A 15245-nucleotide genomic window follows, 5' to 3' on the forward strand; every position below is an offset into this window, starting at 1 on the left:
TGCCCCTTTAACGCCTGCAGGATCGATTGTTACTCCTTGTCATTATTCAAAATCCGCTATCATATGACGGTCATTTTCTTCATAAATCTGTCACAAAACTGACGCATAATGGCGCCGCACTCTATACTGATGGCTAAAAAATACAGGGTAAATAATGGCGAGAAGAATTCTGGTCGTTGAAGATGAAGCTCCGATCCGCGAAATGGTCTGCTTTGTTCTTGAGCAAAACGGCTTTCAGCCCGTCGAGGCGGAAGATTATGACAGTGCGGTGAATCAACTCAATGAACCCTGGCCTGATTTGATTCTCCTCGACTGGATGCTGCCGGGCGGATCGGGTCTCCAGTTTATCAAGCTGCTCAAGCGTGAGGCGATGACCCGCGATATCCCGGTCGTCATGCTCACCGCCCGCGGTGAAGAAGAGGATCGTGTACGTGGTCTGGAAACCGGCGCCGATGATTACATCACTAAGCCTTTTTCACCGAAAGAGCTGGTGGCGCGAATCAAAGCGGTGATGCGCCGTATTTCGCCGATGGCTGTGGAAGAAGTGATTGAAATGCAAGGGCTTAGCCTTGACCCTTCCTCCCATCGCGTGATGACCGGAGAAAGTCCGCTGGACATGGGGCCGACGGAGTTTAAATTGCTACACTTCTTTATGACTCACCCGGAACGCGTCTACAGCCGCGAACAGCTGCTGAATCACGTCTGGGGGACGAACGTGTATGTAGAAGACAGAACGGTGGATGTGCATATTCGCCGTCTGCGTAAAGCGCTGGAACATAGCGGCCATGACCGGATGGTACAAACGGTCCGCGGCACGGGATATCGTTTCTCCGCCCGTTTCTGAATCTCGACAGGAGTGTGAACCGTGCTGGAACGGCTGTCATGGAAAAGGCTGGCGCTTGAGCTTTTCTTATGTTGTATCCCGGCCCTGATTCTTGGGGCGGTGGTGGGTTATCTGCCGTGGTTTTTGCTGGCGGCAGTAACCGGACTTCTCATCTGGCATTTCTGGAATTTATTACGTCTTTCATGGTGGCTATGGGTCGACCGTAGCATGACGCCACCGCCGGGAAGCGGCAGCTGGGAACCGCTGCTCTACGGCCTTCACCAGATGCAGATGCGCAATAAAAAGCGCCGACGCGAACTGGGCAGTCTGATCAAACGCTTTCGTAGCGGGGCGGAGTCGTTGCCCGATGCGGTGGTGCTGACGACGGAGGAGGGGGCCATCTTCTGGTGTAATGGTCTGGCTCAGCAGATCCTCAATCTGCGCTGGCCGGACGACAGTGGACAAAATATTCTTAACCTCCTGCGCTACCCTGAATTTGCTCACTACCTCAAAAACAGAGATTTCTCAAAGCCGCTCAATCTGGTCCTCAATACTGCTCGTCATCTGGAGATCCGCGTCATGCCCTACAGCGACAAACAGTGGCTGATGGTGGCGCGCGATGTGACGCAGATGCACCAGCTGGAAGGCGCGCGGCGCAACTTTTTTGCCAACGTCAGCCATGAGCTTCGCACGCCGTTAACGGTACTGCAGGGCTATCTGGAGATGATGCAGGAGCAGGTGCTGGAAGGGATGACGCGCGAAAAAGCGCTGCATACGATGCGCGAGCAAACCCAGCGCATGGAGGGGTTAGTCAAGCAGCTGCTGACGCTGTCGCGGATAGAAGCGGCGCCGACGCTGGCCATGAATGACAAAATCGACGTGCCGATGATGCTGCGGGTGGTGGAGCGAGAAGCCCAGACGCTCAGCCAGCAGAAGCAGACGCTCCACTTCCACGTCGATGAGACGCTGCTGGTGCTGGGCAACGAAGAGCAGCTGCGTAGCGCGATGTCCAATCTGGTGTATAACGCAATTAACCATACGCCAGCGGGGACGGAGATTACCGTCAGCTGGCAACGGGCGCCGCATGGCGCGTTGTTCAGCGTCGAGGATAACGGTCCGGGGATTGCGCCCGAGCACATTCCGCGTCTGACCGAGCGATTCTATCGCGTGGATAAGGCGCGTTCGCGGCAAACCGGCGGCAGCGGTCTTGGACTGGCGATTGTCAAACATGCGGTAAATCATCACGACAGTCGCCTGGAAATTGAGAGTACGGTAGGCAAAGGGACGCGTTTTAGTTTCTTACTCCCGGAACGTTTAATTGCCAAAAAAAGCGCCTGAACGCGCCCTTGTCAACATGACTTGCCAATGACCAGCTTCGGCTGGTCATTTTCGTTTGCAGTCACTTTTTAGCCGCGTAATTAATGAACGCCTGCTGCTTTTTTGTTCGCATGATTAGCCGGGGGTTTTCCTTAGATATGGTCAATAATCCCGCTCGTAAAAATAGACTTAGCATAATCATCTGCTTTTGCGATCCCGCCTTGCATTAAAACGTTATAAGCGTTTAAATTGCCCCCCATGCAGTCGCAGACAGACTGTTTTTGCGTGGTAATTCAAAAAACAATTCTTTCCCACGCGTGTTCGGGAGCATATCCCGCTGATTTTTCCGGCAACCACCGCTGTATCCTCCCTCAGGGGAAGACACGGTATTTTCCGTTTGTTAACAACACCACATCCACAGGCAGTAATGAATTTATGACCCATCAGTTAAAATCTCGCGACATTATCGCGTTGGGCTTTATGACCTTCGCGTTGTTCGTTGGCGCAGGCAACATTATCTTCCCTCCGATGGTGGGTTTACAGGCTGGTGAACACGTCTGGACCGCCGCTATTGGCTTTCTGATTACCGCCGTGGGTTTACCGGTGCTGACGGTTGTGGCGCTGGCGAAAGTCGGCGGCGGCGTGGAAAGCCTGAGTACGCCGATTGGCAAAGTGGCCGGCATCCTGCTGGCGGTGGTCTGTTACCTGGCCGTTGGCCCGCTGTTTGCGACGCCGCGTACCGCAACGGTCTCTTTTGAAGTCGGGATTGCCCCGCTGACCGGCGACGGCGCGATGCCGCTGATGATTTACAGCGTGATCTATTTTGCGCTGGTGATCCTGGTTTCGCTCTATCCGGGCAAACTGCTGGATACGGTGGGGAATTTCCTCGCACCGCTGAAAATTATTGCGCTGATCATTTTGTCCGTTGCGGCAATTATCTGGCCGGCTGGCTCGATCAGCAATGCGCTGGAAGCTTACCGCACCGCGCCGTTCTCTAACGGCTTCGTTAACGGCTATCTGACCATGGATACGCTGGGTGCAATGGTGTTCGGTATCGTCATTGTTAACGCCGCGCGCTCTCGCGGCGTAACGGAAGCGCGCCTGTTGACTCGCTACACCGTCTGGGCCGGACTGATGGCCGGCGTGGGGCTGACGCTGCTGTATCTGGCGCTGTTCCGCCTCGGGTCTGATAGCGCGACACTGGTGGATCAATCCGCTAACGGCGCGGCGATTCTGCATGCCTATGTCCAGCACACCTTCGGTGGCGCGGGGAGCTTTATGCTGGCGGCGCTGATTTTCATCGCTTGTCTGGTGACCGCGGTGGGCCTGACCTGCGCCTGTGCGGAGTTCTTCGCGCAGTACCTGCCATTATCCTATCGCGCGCTGGTATTTATCCTCGGCATTTTCTCGATGGCGGTCTCCAACCTGGGGCTGAGCCATCTGATTCAGATTTCGATTCCGGTGCTGACGGCTATCTATCCGCCATGTATCGCCCTGGTGGTCTTAAGCTTTACCCGCAACTGGTGGCATAATTCGTCCCGCGTCATTGCGCCGGCCATGTTTATCAGCCTGATGTTTGGTATCATTGACGGCATTAAATCGTCGGCGTTCGCGGAGATGTTACCGGCCTGGACCTCGCGTCTGCCGCTGGCTGAACAGGGTCTTGCCTGGCTGATGCCTACCGCCGTGATGGTGGTTCTGGCGGTGATCTGGGACCGTGCGGCAGGACGTCAGGTGACCTCCAGCGCGCATTAACCGACGGTTTTAATCAGTGTTAAGCCACGGGACTTTGGGTCCCGTGGTTTTTTGTTTTTCAGGTAATCCTCTTTTGCGGCCTGCTCCGGCGAAGGTCTGAAGAGAAAAACGGCATGGAATACGATGGAAAGTAGTAACAAACTTAAGCGCGGGCTAAGTACCCGGCATATCCGCTTTATGGCGCTGGGATCCGCAATTGGTACCGGCCTGTTCTATGGTTCAGCTGACGCCATTAAAATGGCGGGCCCAAGCGTCCTGCTGGCCTATATTATCGGCGGCGCGGCCGCGTACATCATTATGCGCGCGCTGGGAGAGATGTCGGTACACAACCCTGCCGCCAGCTCATTTTCCCGCTATGCGCAGGATTATCTCGGTCCGCTGGCGGGCTATATCACCGGCTGGACCTACTGCTTTGAAATTCTGATTGTCGCGATTGCCGACGTGACGGCTTTCGGGATTTATATGGGCGTCTGGTTTCCGACGGTACCGCACTGGATATGGGTGCTCAGCGTGGTGCTGATTATCTGCGCCGTCAACCTGATGAGCGTTAAGGTCTTCGGCGAGCTGGAGTTCTGGTTCTCGTTCTTTAAAGTTGCCACCATCATCATCATGATTCTTGCCGGTTTCGGCATCATTATCTGGGGGATCGGCAACGGCGGACAGCCTACCGGCATCCATAATCTGTGGAGCAACGGCGGCTTCTTCAGCAACGGCTGGCTGGGAATGGTGATGTCGCTGCAGATGGTGATGTTCGCCTACGGCGGGATAGAGATCATCGGCATCACCGCCGGTGAAGCGAAAGACCCGGAGAAATCCATTCCGCGCGCGATTAACTCGGTCCCGATGCGCATTCTGGTGTTCTATGTCGGCACGCTGTTCGTGATTATGTCCATTTATCCGTGGAATCAGGTGGGCACTGACGGCAGCCCGTTCGTTCTGACCTTCCAGCATATGGGCATTGCGTTTGCCGCCAGCATCCTTAACTTTGTGGTGCTGACCGCCTCGCTGTCGGCGATTAACAGCGACGTCTTCGGCGTCGGACGTATGCTGCACGGCATGGCCGAGCAGGGCAGCGCGCCGAAGATTTTCGCCAGGACTTCGCGTCGCGGGATCCCGTGGGTGACGGTGATGGTGATGACCGTTGCGCTGCTGTTTGCGGTCTATCTTAACTACATCATGCCGGAAAACGTCTTCCTGGTGATTGCGTCACTGGCCACCTTCGCCACCGTCTGGGTGTGGATCATGATCCTGCTGTCGCAGATTGCCTTTCGCCGTCGCCTGTCGCCGGAAGAGGCGAAAGCGCTGAAGTTTAAGGTACCGGGTGGCGTCGCCACGACTGCCGTGGGTCTGGTGTTCCTCGTCTTTATTATTGCGCTGATTGGCTACCATCCGGACACCCGTATCTCGCTGTACGTCGGTTTCGCCTGGATTGTGCTGCTGCTGGCTGGCTGGCAGTGGAAAACTCGCCGCGACCGCCAGCTGGCGCAGGCACAGTAACGCTTCCCCCGCGCCTGTCCGATTTGGCAGGCGCGCTCTCCACCCCCATTATCCTCCCCCAATAATTCCTGTGATGATGAGTCATCCGCCTGTGGGCTGTGGCAAGGTGTGCCCATTCTAAAGAGAGAGGAATGACGATGTTGAAGGCATGGCACCTGCCTGTGGCTCCGTTTATCAAGGAGCAGCAGGAACGACTCTTTATCACTTTATGGCTCAGCGGCGACGATCTGCCGCAGCGGGTGACGTTGCGTGCGGAAGAAGATAATGAAGAGCTCTCGCTGCCAATGCACCGACTGCGCCAGGAACCGCATCCGGGCGTTGTTGCGTGGCGGGGCGAAATCAATCTTGCCAGCGGCCAGCCGCGTCGGCGCTACAGTTTTAAGCTGCTGTGGGCGGATCGTCAGCGCTGGTTCACGCCGCAGGGCTTTAACCGTTTTCCGCCGGCGAGGCTGGAGCAGTTCGCCGTCGATCTGCCGGATCGCGGCCCGCAGTGGGTGGCCGATCAGGTCTTTTATCAAATTTTCCCAGATCGTTTTGCGCGCAGCGAGACGCGAGAAGCGGAACAGGATCGGGTCTATCATCATCACGCCGCCGGGCGCGACATTGTCCGGAAATCGTGGGATGAGCCGTTAACCGGTGAAGCGGGCGGTTCCACCTTTTATGGCGGCGATCTTGACGGCATCAGCGAGAAACTGCCGTATCTCAAGCAGCTTGGCGTGACTGCGCTCTATCTGAACCCGGTATTTGTCGCCCCCAGCGTGCATAAATACGATACCGAAGATTATCGCCGCGTCGATCCGCAATTCGGCGGCGACGGCGCGCTGCTGCGTCTGCGCCACAACACGCAGCGCGAAGGGATGCGTCTGATTCTTGACGGTGTGTTTAACCATACCGGCGATTCGCACGCCTGGTTCGACCGCCACCAGCGCGGCAGCAGCGGGGCGTGTCACCATGCCGATTCGCCGTGGCGCGACTGGTTTACCATCTCTCCCGAAGGGGAAGCGCATAGCTGGCTGGGCTACGCCAGCCTGCCTAAGCTGGATTATCAGTCCGCAAGCCTGGTGAATGAAATCTACGCCGGAGAAGACAGTATTGTCCGCCACTGGCTGAAAGCGCCGTGGAGCATGGACGGCTGGCGGCTGGACGTGGTGCATATGCTGGGTGAAGGCGGCGGGGCGCACAACAACCTGCGCCATATTGCCGGTATTACCGCGGCGGCGAAGCAGACGCAGCCCGAATCCTTTGTCTTCGGCGAGCATTTTGGTGACGCCCGCCAGTGGCTCCAGGCGGACGCTGAAGATGCCGCCATGAACTACCGCGGTTTTACCTTCCCGCTGTGGGGATTCCTCGCCAATACCGATATCTCTTACGATCCGCAGAAGATTGACGCGCAGACCTGCGTCGCCTGGATGGATAACTATCGCGCCGGGCTGTCGCATCAGCAGCAGCTGCGGATGTTTAACCAGCTGGACAGTCACGATACCGCGCGATTTAAGTCGCTGCTGGGCAGAGATGTCGCACGCCTGCCGCTGGCGGTCGTGTGGCTGTTTTGCTGGCCGGGCGTACCCTGCATCTACTACGGCGATGAAGTGGGCGTCGATGGCAACAACGATCCCTTCTGTCGTAAACCCTTCCCGTGGGATCCCGCCCTGCAGGATACCGTGCTGCTGGGGCTGTATAAGCGGATGGCGAAGCTGCGCAAAGCCAATAAGGCACTGCGATACGGCGGCTGCCAGGTCATTTATGCCGAAGAGAACGTGGTGGTATTTGCTCGTGTGTATAAGCAGCTGCGCGTGCTGGTGGCCATCAACCGCGGCGAAGCCTGCGAAGTGGTTGTCGAGGATTCGCCGCTGCTGGACGTTGGCGCATGGCAGGTGCAAGAGGGCGCCGGTACGTTGCATGATGGCGTGCTGAGCCTGCCCGCTATTTCCGCCAGCGTCTGGTTCAGCCGTCAGGAGTAGAGCTGGTTCAGGAACGGGTCGCGGAGAATCGCCTCCCGCCACCAGCGCTGGGCGAGGCCGTCGTTATCGCTGCGCCAGGCGATATAGGTGAGATCTTTCTCGCGGCAGGAGAGAACCGGCTTTTCTATCAGCTCCCCGTTCTCCAGCCACGGCTGTGCGATATGGCGAGGTAAAAAACCGCAGCCCAGCCCGGCGCGCAGCAGCGCCACCTTGCTGGCAAAATCGTCGACGCGAATTTGCGGCTGTTCAGCGAGGAGGTTGCTGTTGAGCGGATGGCAATAGCGGGCGCTGTCGCTAATCACCACCGCGCGATGCAGGCTCAGCTGCTTGTTGTTGAGCGGCTGCGTCGCTTCGGCGAGCGGGTGAGCGGGGGCGACAACGAAGACATTATCCAGCGCGCCGACCATTTTCCACGACCATTCGGCGGAGGTGGGCGGTTCGTTGATGGCGCCGAGAATAATATCTGCGCCGTTGCGGGTCAGCTCTTCCCAGGAGCCGGCCAGCGTATGGTGGGTAAAGTTGAGCCGGGTTTGCGGGTTTTGCGCGTAAAAAGCGTCGATCAGCGGCAGCAGACGTTCAAAAGGGAAAGAGGCATCGAGCGCGATATCCAGATCCCGCTCCCAGCCGGCTTCCAGCTGGACGGCCTGTTTTTCCAGATCTTTTGCGGCGTTGAGCAGCAAACGACCCTTTTCCAGCACCATTCGGCCGGTATCGGTAAATTTCGCCCGATGACCGCTGCGATCCAGCAGAGTGATATCCAGATCGCTTTCCAGCTTCTGGATCATATAGCTCAAGGCGGCAGGGGTCTTATACAACGACTCTGCGGCGGTGGCGAAAGACCCGTGGGTATCTAACGCGTCCAGAATCAGCAGAACATCATGGTTTAAGCGCATCCATTACTTACCGGTTAACAAGGGTGACTCAGTTTTACCGAAGCCGGATGGTCAATGCCAGTGAATAATTTAGAACCCTTTCGCGTAAATTTTTGATAAGCATTGCTAACCAGACAGCCAGGTTTTTATATTTTTACCCCATTATCTTCCTCTCTTTCCGCCTTCATACGTCTGAAATTTATCGCCCGTAGCTTATACATTTAGCAATAGCACGGAGAATTTCTTTAATAACTCGTTAGAAATAACTGACTATACTCAGCATGCTTTATCCTTCACGATTCAGACCCACAGTAACTTGTTTTATATCTCTTTAACTTATTGATTAAGAAGGTATGTCATGTCTATTCGGGAACTGATCGATCCAACCAACTCTGCCCTAATCTTTATTGACCATCAGCCGCAGATGTCGTTTGGCGTTGCCAATATTGACCGTCAGACGCTGAAAAACAACACCGTTGCCCTGGCGAAAGCCGGCAAGATTTTTAATGTTCCGGTTATTTATACTTCCGTTGAGACCAAAAGTTTTAGCGGCTATATCTGGCCAGAATTACTGGCGGTCCATCCGCAGGTTAAACCGATTGAACGTACGTCGATGAACTCCTGGGAAGATGCCGCTTTTGTTAAGGCGGTCAAAGCCACCGGACGCAAAAAATTGATTATTTCTGCGCTGTGGACCGAAGTGTGCCTGACCTTCCCGGCGCTGATGGCTTTGGAAGAGGGGTTTGAAGTCTACGTGGTTACCGACACCTCCGGCGGCACCTCCGTTGACGCCCATGAACGGTCAATTGATCGCATGGTGCAGGCCGGCGCTGTTCCGGTCACCTGGCAGCAGGTATTGCTGGAATACCAGCGCGACTGGTCACGCAAAGAGACGTATGACGCGGTCATGGATCTGGTTCGCGAACACAGCGGCGCTTACGGGATGGGCGTGGATTATGCCTATACCATGGTACACGGCGCGCCGGAACGTAAAGCCTGAATACACTTCGTCCTTCAGGCTGTCTCTGTGTGGCCTTCGTTTGCCCGCCCCGGTCGCTGACTTATGTCAGTGACCGGGGGCGTACAAGCTTGCCGCTTCGACGCAGCATGAATGATTTTGTGTATTGTCATTGATGGAGAAGGGGGGGAAATCCCGCCCTTCTCCGCAGCAAGGAGCCCGGTCATGACGCAACAGAAATCGGTGACCCTGGTAATAAGCCATACGCTCGACCCTGAACACGGGGAACGCTATGAGCAATGGTTAGGTAAAATTATGCCTGTCGCGGCAGAGTTTCCCGGCCATCTGGGCGCTAACGTGATTCGCCCGACCGCCGGGCAGAATTTATGGAGCGTCATTATTCGTTTTGACACCATTGAACACCTCTATGCCTGGACGCAGTCAGAAACGCGTCGCGAACTGGTCGCGGAAATTGCGCCGCTGCTCAATGAAGGCGATCGCACGGAAGTGCGGACCGAGCCGGCCTTCTGGTTCACTCCACCGGCGGCGAACGTACGCCAGCCGCTGCGCTGGAAGCAGTTTCTGATTACGCTGCTGGTGATCTTTCCCAGCACTAACCTGGTGCCCTGGCTGACCGGGATGTTCCTTCCCTCATTGCGGGGAAGCCTGCTGCTGCATTTGATAAATGATGCCTGTGTGGTCGCGCTGGTGGTCTGGTTCTGGATGCCCATCGTGACCCGTCTGTTTGCTGGCTGGTTAAAGAAAAACTGAGTCAGCCTCCTGAAGGAGAGCGTTATGTCGCAAACTGCCACACTGATCCTTACCAACGGCCGAATTCATACACTCGACCGCACTAATCCGTTGACCGAGGCGATCGCCATCGCCAACGGCAAGATCCTCGCCACCGGCAGCAGCGATCGGATCATGAGTTTTGCTGCGCAAGGGACACAGATAGTTGATCTACAAGGTCATACGGTGATCCCCGGTCTGAACGATTCCCACCTGCACCTGATCCGCGGCGGGCTGAATTATAATCTCGAGCTACGCTGGGAGGGGGTTCCGTCGCTGGCCGACGCGCTGCGCATGCTGAAAGATCAGGCCGATCGCACGCCGTCTCCGCAGTGGGTGCGCGTTGTCGGCGGCTGGAGTGAATTTCAGTTCGCCGAACGGCGTATGCCCACCCTCGAGGAGTTGAACGAGGCGGCGCCGGATACGCCGGTATTTGTCCTCCATCTCTACGATCGCGCGCTGCTGAACCGTGCGGCGCTGAAGGCCGTGGGTTACACCAAAGAGACGCCGGATCCGGCCGGCGGTGAAATCGTGCGCGACAGCCACGGTAACCCCACCGGGATGCTGATCGCCAAACCTAACGCGATGATTCTCTATGCGACCCTGGCGAAAGGGCCGAAGTTGCCGCTGGAGCTGCAGGTCAATTCGACGCGTCAGTTTATGCGTGAGCTGAACCGGCTTGGCCTCACCAGCGCGATCGATGCCGGGGGCGGTTTCCAGAACTATCCGGAAGATTATGAAATTATTGAACAGCTGCATGCGCAAGAGCAGATGACCGTGCGTATTGCCTATAACCTGTTTACCCAGCGGCCAAAACAGGAGCTGGATGATTTCGAACGCTGGACCGATATGCTGAAACCGGGGCAGGGGACCGACTTTTTCCGTGCCAACGGCGCCGGCGAAATGCTGGTCTTCTCGGCGGCGGATTTTGAAGATTTCCTGCAGCCGCGTCCGGATCTGCCGCAAGGGATGGAAGATGAGCTGGAGCGGGTGGTACGCCATCTGGTGGAGCACCGCTGGCCGTTCCGCCTGCATGCGACCTATGATGAATCCATCAGCCGGATGCTGGATGTTTTTGAGAAGGTGAATCGCGATATTCCGTTTAACGGCCTGCACTGGTTCTTTGACCATGCGGAGACCATTACCGAGCGGAATATTGAACGCGTGAAGGCGCTCGGCGGCGGTATCGCGGTGCAGCACCGAATGGCTTTTCAGGGCGAATATTTTGTCGATCGCTATGGCAAAGATGCGGTCAAGCATACGCCGCCGGTGGCGAAAATGCTGGAGCTGGACGTGCCGGTGGGGCTGGGGACCGATGCGACGCGTGTCGCAAGCTACAACCCGTGGACCGCGCTCTACTGGCTGGTCTCCGGGCGTACCGTGGGCGGCATGGCGATGTATGACGAGAGTAACCGTCTGCCGCGCGAGGTGGCGCTGGAACTGTGGACCGCGGGCAGCGCCTGGTTCTCCAGTGAACAAGGCAAAAAAGGGCGTATTGAGAAAGATCAGCTGGCCGATCTGGTGGTGCTGTCCAAAGACTATTTCAGCGTGCCGGAAGAGGAGATCAAAGGCATTGAGTCGGTGCTGACGGTGGTCGATGGCAAAGTGGTTTATGCCGCAGGGCATTTCTCGCCGCTGGCGCCGCCGCCGATTCCTGTTCTGCCGGAGTGGTCTCCGGTGGTTAAGGTGCCGGGCCACTATCGTTCCGCTCCGCCTGCGGCAGTGAAAATCGGGGCGATAGTACAGATGCACCAGTGCTGCGGCAGCTGCGGCGTGCACGGTCATCAGCATGATATTGCCCGTAAGTCGTCGGTGCCGGTGTCGGACGAACAGGCGTTCTGGGGCGTGATGGGCTGTTCCTGCTTCGCGTTTTAGCCTCTTCCAGGTTTACGCGCTCCTCAGGCCAGATCGCCGGGGGAGCGCGTAGCGCAACCATCTGCTTGAGCATCAATGATAATGCCGGACTTAGCCTCGGTTCTGAGAGCCAAATAGCTGGATCCGGCGGGCAACCATCTCGCGTACGGGCAGCAAGCCTTGCTGGATAACTTTGCGTGGATCGTTAATATCGTGGCCGTTATCGGCGGCAAACAGCGCTTTCACGGCCTCACACCAGGCGTACATATTCTCGGTGTTGACGTTAATTTTTGCCGTACCGCAGGCAATCGCTTTGCGTATATCGTCGTCAGCAATGCCGGTCCCGCCGTGAAGTACCAGCGGCACCTTGACCAGCTCTGATATGGCTTTCATTTCGGCAAAGCCGAGTTTAGCCTTCCCTTTATAAAGCCCGTGCGTAGAACCGAGCGCGGCGGCGAGGCAGTCTACCTGCGTTTCGCTGACCAGGGTAAAACACTCCTGCGGATCGGCATAGATAACCTCAGAATTCACGATGCCATCTTCACTGCCGGCAATGGTTCCCAGCTCGGCTTCGACGGAGATGCCTCTGCTGTGCGCCAGGTCGACCAGATGGCGGGTGATCGCCAGGTTTTCCGCAAACGGCAAATGGGAGCCATCAAACATAATTGAGCTAAAGCCAGCTTCAATGGCCGCTTCACAGGCCTCGCGCGTGGTCCCGTGATCGAGATGCAAGGCGACCGGAATATCAATCTGTAGATAGTCCATCGCATTCACCACGATGTCGTGAATGCATTTCAGGCCCAGCATATGTTTTACCGTGCCGCCGGAGACCCCCAAAATAATGGGTGAGCGGAGCTGTTGCCCGGTGCTTAATACGGCGCCAACCCATTCCAGATTATTAATATTGAACTGCCCTACGGCATAACCGTCCCGTAGGGCATGCTGAAGCATGTCCTTCATAGAAACTAACATAATCACCTCGGAATTAATTATTCATCAAAATACTGCGTTAAGTTTCTTTCGTAGCTATTTAATGCGTTATGAACAACGGCAAGATCCGGCATGGATTCACGAACACCTTTTTTCTCAATAGAGATTGCGGCGGTCAGGCTGGCAAAAAGAATAATATTATCGATATGCCATGAATAATGAACGCCGTAAGTGAAAGCACCATGAAAAACATCGCCGGCGCCGGTCGTATCGACGGCCTGACATTGCCAGGCGGGAACAATATGCAGCATCCCGCTCTTTAAAAAGGCACAGCCTTTTTCTCCAAGAGTAATAAAAGCTTCGCCCCGGCAGATTTTATTCAGTTCGAGAAGCGCTGTTTTTAGCTCTTTCTCTGTGCTCAGCGCACGGTAGCTCATATAGTCTCTGGCGAAATGTTCGCTGACGACGAAATAATCTGTCCAGGCCGCCAGTTTGATATTACTGGCGCGTAACGAACCGCCATCCATGACCACGCGGGCTGCGGGGAGTTTTTTAATTAAATACTCGCTGATTTCGGCTTCGTGACCATCAATTAACAGAGTAACCGGCTCTTCTGAAGCAATAAGGCGCTGTGCGAGATCGTCAAGTTTCAGTTTTTGATCGTAGGTCAGCGAAGGTGGCGTTTGCATTTTACGGGTAATAATGGTTCGCGAGCCCGTTAAACGGTTAACCAACACCGACGCCAGCGGGGTGATCATCTCATCGGAAAAGACGATGTGGCTGGTATCGACTCCGGCCTGAGCAAATTCATCGACGATACGCTGACCGTAAATATCCGCATTTAGATGACCGATGTAATAGACATCCTCGCCCCATAATCCCAGCAGCCATGCGGCATTTGCCGCTGGACCGCCGCCGCTTTCAATAAAGTCGTGGCAGAAGTTTTTGGTGTTTTCCTGCGGCCACTCATTCAGAAAGAAGAACTGATCAAAACATGAAAAACCTATGGACAATATAGCCATAACTACTCCTGATAATGTCGTCAGCTGCGGGAAGAATGCTTCCCGCAGGGAAAAATGAAACCCTATTCATTTTTCTTATTCGCCGTGAGCGCTTCGTAGCTGAGCGTATCTCCTACCACGCGCACTGAGCGGAAGCAGAAAGGCACCAGCAGCGCGATGAGCAGGGCGAGGCAAATCAAATAGATGGTTATCTGGCCAAACTGGGTAAACGCATTACCGATAATGATGCCCCATACCGCGAAATCGAAATCGGCAAAGGTACTGTTCTCAAAGCCCAGGCTGCCTAAAGCCGGTAGCAACATCGCCGGCAGGAAGGCGAGGAAGATGCCGCCAATGAACGAGGCAATGACGCAGCCCCGCTTGCCGCCCAGCTTGTCGGCGAAAACGCCGGAGGTCCCGCCGCAGAAGAAATGCGGCACCATACCGGGAATGATCAGCGCCATGCCGAAGGCGCCCAGCAGCAGCATCCCGACCAGACCGCCGATAAAGGAGCTGATAAAACCGACGACCACCGCCGTTGGGCTAAACGTAAAGAACACCGCGCAGTCAACGGCCGGAATCGAATCGGGAATCAGCTTCTGGCTAATCCCCTGGAATGCCGGTACCAGATCGCCAAGGATCAGACGCACGCCGTTGTAGACGATGGCGACGCCGACGGCAAACTGCAGGCCGGTCAGAATAGAGAAGATCAGCATGTTCTGGTCAGTGATTGTCCGCAGGTATTCGGTGCCGGCCACGGCGCTACAGACAAAGTAGATAACGAACATCACGATCCCGGTAGTGACCGTGGTATCGCGCAGAAAGCCCCATTTCTCAGAGATTTCGGTATCGGCGAAGGAGTTCGCCGGGTTGCCGGTTTTGCTGGCGATCCATGCGGAGATGTAATACCCCAGCGAGCCAAAGTGCCCCATCGCAATGCCGCCATCTTCGGTGACCTGCTTGGTATAGCGTTGGCCAATAGCCGGAGAGATCGCCGACCAGGAGCCGAGTAAGAATCCGCCAATCAATACCAGCATCCAGCCGCGGAATTCTGCCGCCTGCAGTACCGCCGAGAACAGACAGGCGAGGAAGAAAGAGTGGTGACCGGTAAGGAAGATATATTTATACTTAGTGCAGCGGGCAATCAGCAGGTTAAAAATAAAACCTAACAGCAATATACTCATGGTTTCCACACCCAGTACCTTCTGGGCGACGGAAACAATAGCCTCGTTGTTAGGAATAACGCCGCGAATATTAAATCCGGCTTCGATAATTCCGCCGAGCGGATTGAGGTTGGCAACGATAACCCCAGCGCCGGCGCTGAGCATTAAATAACCGAGGATGGGCTTTAAGGTACCGGTGAGAAGTTTATTTCCGGGGGAGCGCAGTGCCACTAAACCGACAAATGCGATAATCCCCATCAGAAATGCGGGTTGGCTGAATATTTCTGATAAGAATGTGAGTATAGCCTGCATGATCGTGTCCTTA

Annotated in this window: 12 protein-coding genes; 8 read left to right on the top strand and 4 right to left on the bottom strand. The window is 55.7% G+C overall.

The window, feature by feature from the left end:
- Positions 1–154 precede the first annotated feature (154 nt).
- From phoB to malZ, 5 genes are all read left to right on the top strand, one after another.
- Positions 155–844 carry a phosphate response regulator transcription factor PhoB gene (phoB, locus tag BV390_RS04805; protein WP_004204861.1) on the top strand — a complete coding sequence of 230 codons (690 nt, stop codon included), beginning with the start codon at positions 155–157 and terminating at the stop codon, positions 842–844.
- 21 nt (positions 845–865) lie between these two features.
- A complete protein-coding gene (gene phoR / locus BV390_RS04810; RefSeq protein WP_032696562.1) occupies positions 866–2161 on the top strand; it encodes a phosphate regulon sensor histidine kinase PhoR in 1296 nt (431 codons plus the stop codon).
- A 414-nt stretch (positions 2162–2575) separates the two neighbouring features.
- A complete protein-coding gene (brnQ, locus tag BV390_RS04815; RefSeq protein ID WP_032689281.1) occupies positions 2576–3895 on the top strand; it encodes a branched-chain amino acid transporter carrier protein BrnQ in 1320 nt (439 codons plus the stop codon).
- A 123-nt stretch (positions 3896–4018) separates the two neighbouring features.
- Positions 4019–5392, top strand: a complete 1374-nt coding sequence (proY, locus tag BV390_RS04820) for a proline-specific permease ProY (protein WP_032689280.1) — start codon at positions 4019–4021, stop codon at positions 5390–5392.
- 137 nt (positions 5393–5529) lie between these two features.
- On the top strand, positions 5530–7353 hold the full coding sequence (gene malZ, locus BV390_RS04825) for a maltodextrin glucosidase (protein WP_085396652.1): 1824 nt from the start codon (positions 5530–5532) through the stop codon (positions 7351–7353).
- Here malZ and BV390_RS04830 read toward each other — a convergent pair.
- Positions 7344–8246: a LysR substrate-binding domain-containing protein gene (locus BV390_RS04830; protein WP_085396653.1), complete on the bottom strand. Its 903-nt coding sequence runs from the start codon at positions 8244–8246 to the stop codon at positions 7344–7346. The two genes, malZ and BV390_RS04830, sit on opposite strands and share 10 nt — an antisense overlap.
- Positions 8247–8583: 337 nt before the next feature.
- On the opposite strand from BV390_RS04830, the gene BV390_RS04835 reads away from it, so the two are divergent.
- The 3 genes from BV390_RS04835 (at position 8584) to BV390_RS04845 (ending at position 11847) form a co-directional block, all read left to right on the top strand.
- Positions 8584–9225 (top strand): hydrolase, encoded by a 642-nt coding sequence (locus tag BV390_RS04835; RefSeq protein WP_032689277.1) that lies wholly within the window; start codon positions 8584–8586, stop codon positions 9223–9225.
- A gap of 183 nt (positions 9226–9408) precedes the next feature.
- On the top strand, positions 9409–9954 hold the full coding sequence (locus tag BV390_RS04840) for an antibiotic biosynthesis monooxygenase (RefSeq protein ID WP_032689276.1): 546 nt from the start codon (positions 9409–9411) through the stop codon (positions 9952–9954).
- A 24-nt stretch (positions 9955–9978) separates the two neighbouring features.
- A complete protein-coding gene (locus tag BV390_RS04845) occupies positions 9979–11847 on the top strand; it encodes an amidohydrolase (protein ID WP_085396654.1) in 1869 nt (622 codons plus the stop codon).
- A gap of 90 nt (positions 11848–11937) precedes the next feature.
- Here the strand turns inward: BV390_RS04845 and fba are convergent, their stop codons facing one another.
- The 3 genes from fba to BV390_RS04860 form a co-directional block, all read right to left on the bottom strand.
- Positions 11938–12798 carry a class II fructose-1,6-bisphosphate aldolase gene (gene fba, locus BV390_RS04850; RefSeq protein WP_032689274.1) on the bottom strand — a complete coding sequence of 287 codons (861 nt, stop codon included), beginning with the start codon at positions 12796–12798 and terminating at the stop codon, positions 11938–11940.
- A 17-nt stretch (positions 12799–12815) separates the two neighbouring features.
- Positions 12816–13778, bottom strand: a complete 963-nt coding sequence (locus BV390_RS04855) for a carbohydrate kinase family protein (protein WP_004858562.1) — start codon at positions 13776–13778, stop codon at positions 12816–12818.
- Between the two features lie 62 nt (positions 13779–13840).
- Positions 13841–15232, bottom strand: a complete 1392-nt coding sequence (locus BV390_RS04860; protein ID WP_004858563.1) for a PTS ascorbate transporter subunit IIC — start codon at positions 15230–15232, stop codon at positions 13841–13843.
- Between the last annotated feature and the right edge of the window lie 13 nt (positions 15233–15245).

It is taken from the genome of Klebsiella sp. YJ (assembly GCF_002108615.1).
Taxonomy (GTDB): domain Bacteria; phylum Pseudomonadota; class Gammaproteobacteria; order Enterobacterales; family Enterobacteriaceae; genus Klebsiella; species Klebsiella planticola.

Excerpts from the sequence above, each read along its gene's own strand:
- BV390_RS04830 (WP_085396653.1), bottom strand. The coding sequence starts at position 8,246 with ATGCGCTTAAACCATGATGTTCTGCTGATTCTGGACGCGTTAGATACC.
- brnQ (WP_032689281.1), top strand. The coding sequence starts at position 2,576 with ATGACCCATCAGTTAAAATCTCGCGACATTATCGCGTTGGGCTTTATG.
- BV390_RS04860 (WP_004858563.1), bottom strand. The coding sequence starts at position 15,232 with ATGCAGGCTATACTCACATTCTTATCAGAAATATTCAGCCAACCCGCA.
- phoB (WP_004204861.1), top strand. The coding sequence starts at position 155 with ATGGCGAGAAGAATTCTGGTCGTTGAAGATGAAGCTCCGATCCGCGAA.
- proY (WP_032689280.1), top strand. The coding sequence starts at position 4,019 with ATGGAAAGTAGTAACAAACTTAAGCGCGGGCTAAGTACCCGGCATATC.
- BV390_RS04835 (WP_032689277.1), top strand. The coding sequence starts at position 8,584 with ATGTCTATTCGGGAACTGATCGATCCAACCAACTCTGCCCTAATCTTT.
- BV390_RS04845 (WP_085396654.1), top strand. The coding sequence starts at position 9,979 with ATGTCGCAAACTGCCACACTGATCCTTACCAACGGCCGAATTCATACA.
- fba (WP_032689274.1), bottom strand. The coding sequence starts at position 12,798 with ATGTTAGTTTCTATGAAGGACATGCTTCAGCATGCCCTACGGGACGGT.
- BV390_RS04855 (WP_004858562.1), bottom strand. The coding sequence starts at position 13,778 with ATGGCTATATTGTCCATAGGTTTTTCATGTTTTGATCAGTTCTTCTTT.
- malZ (WP_085396652.1), top strand. The coding sequence starts at position 5,530 with ATGTTGAAGGCATGGCACCTGCCTGTGGCTCCGTTTATCAAGGAGCAG.
- BV390_RS04840 (WP_032689276.1), top strand. The coding sequence starts at position 9,409 with ATGACGCAACAGAAATCGGTGACCCTGGTAATAAGCCATACGCTCGAC.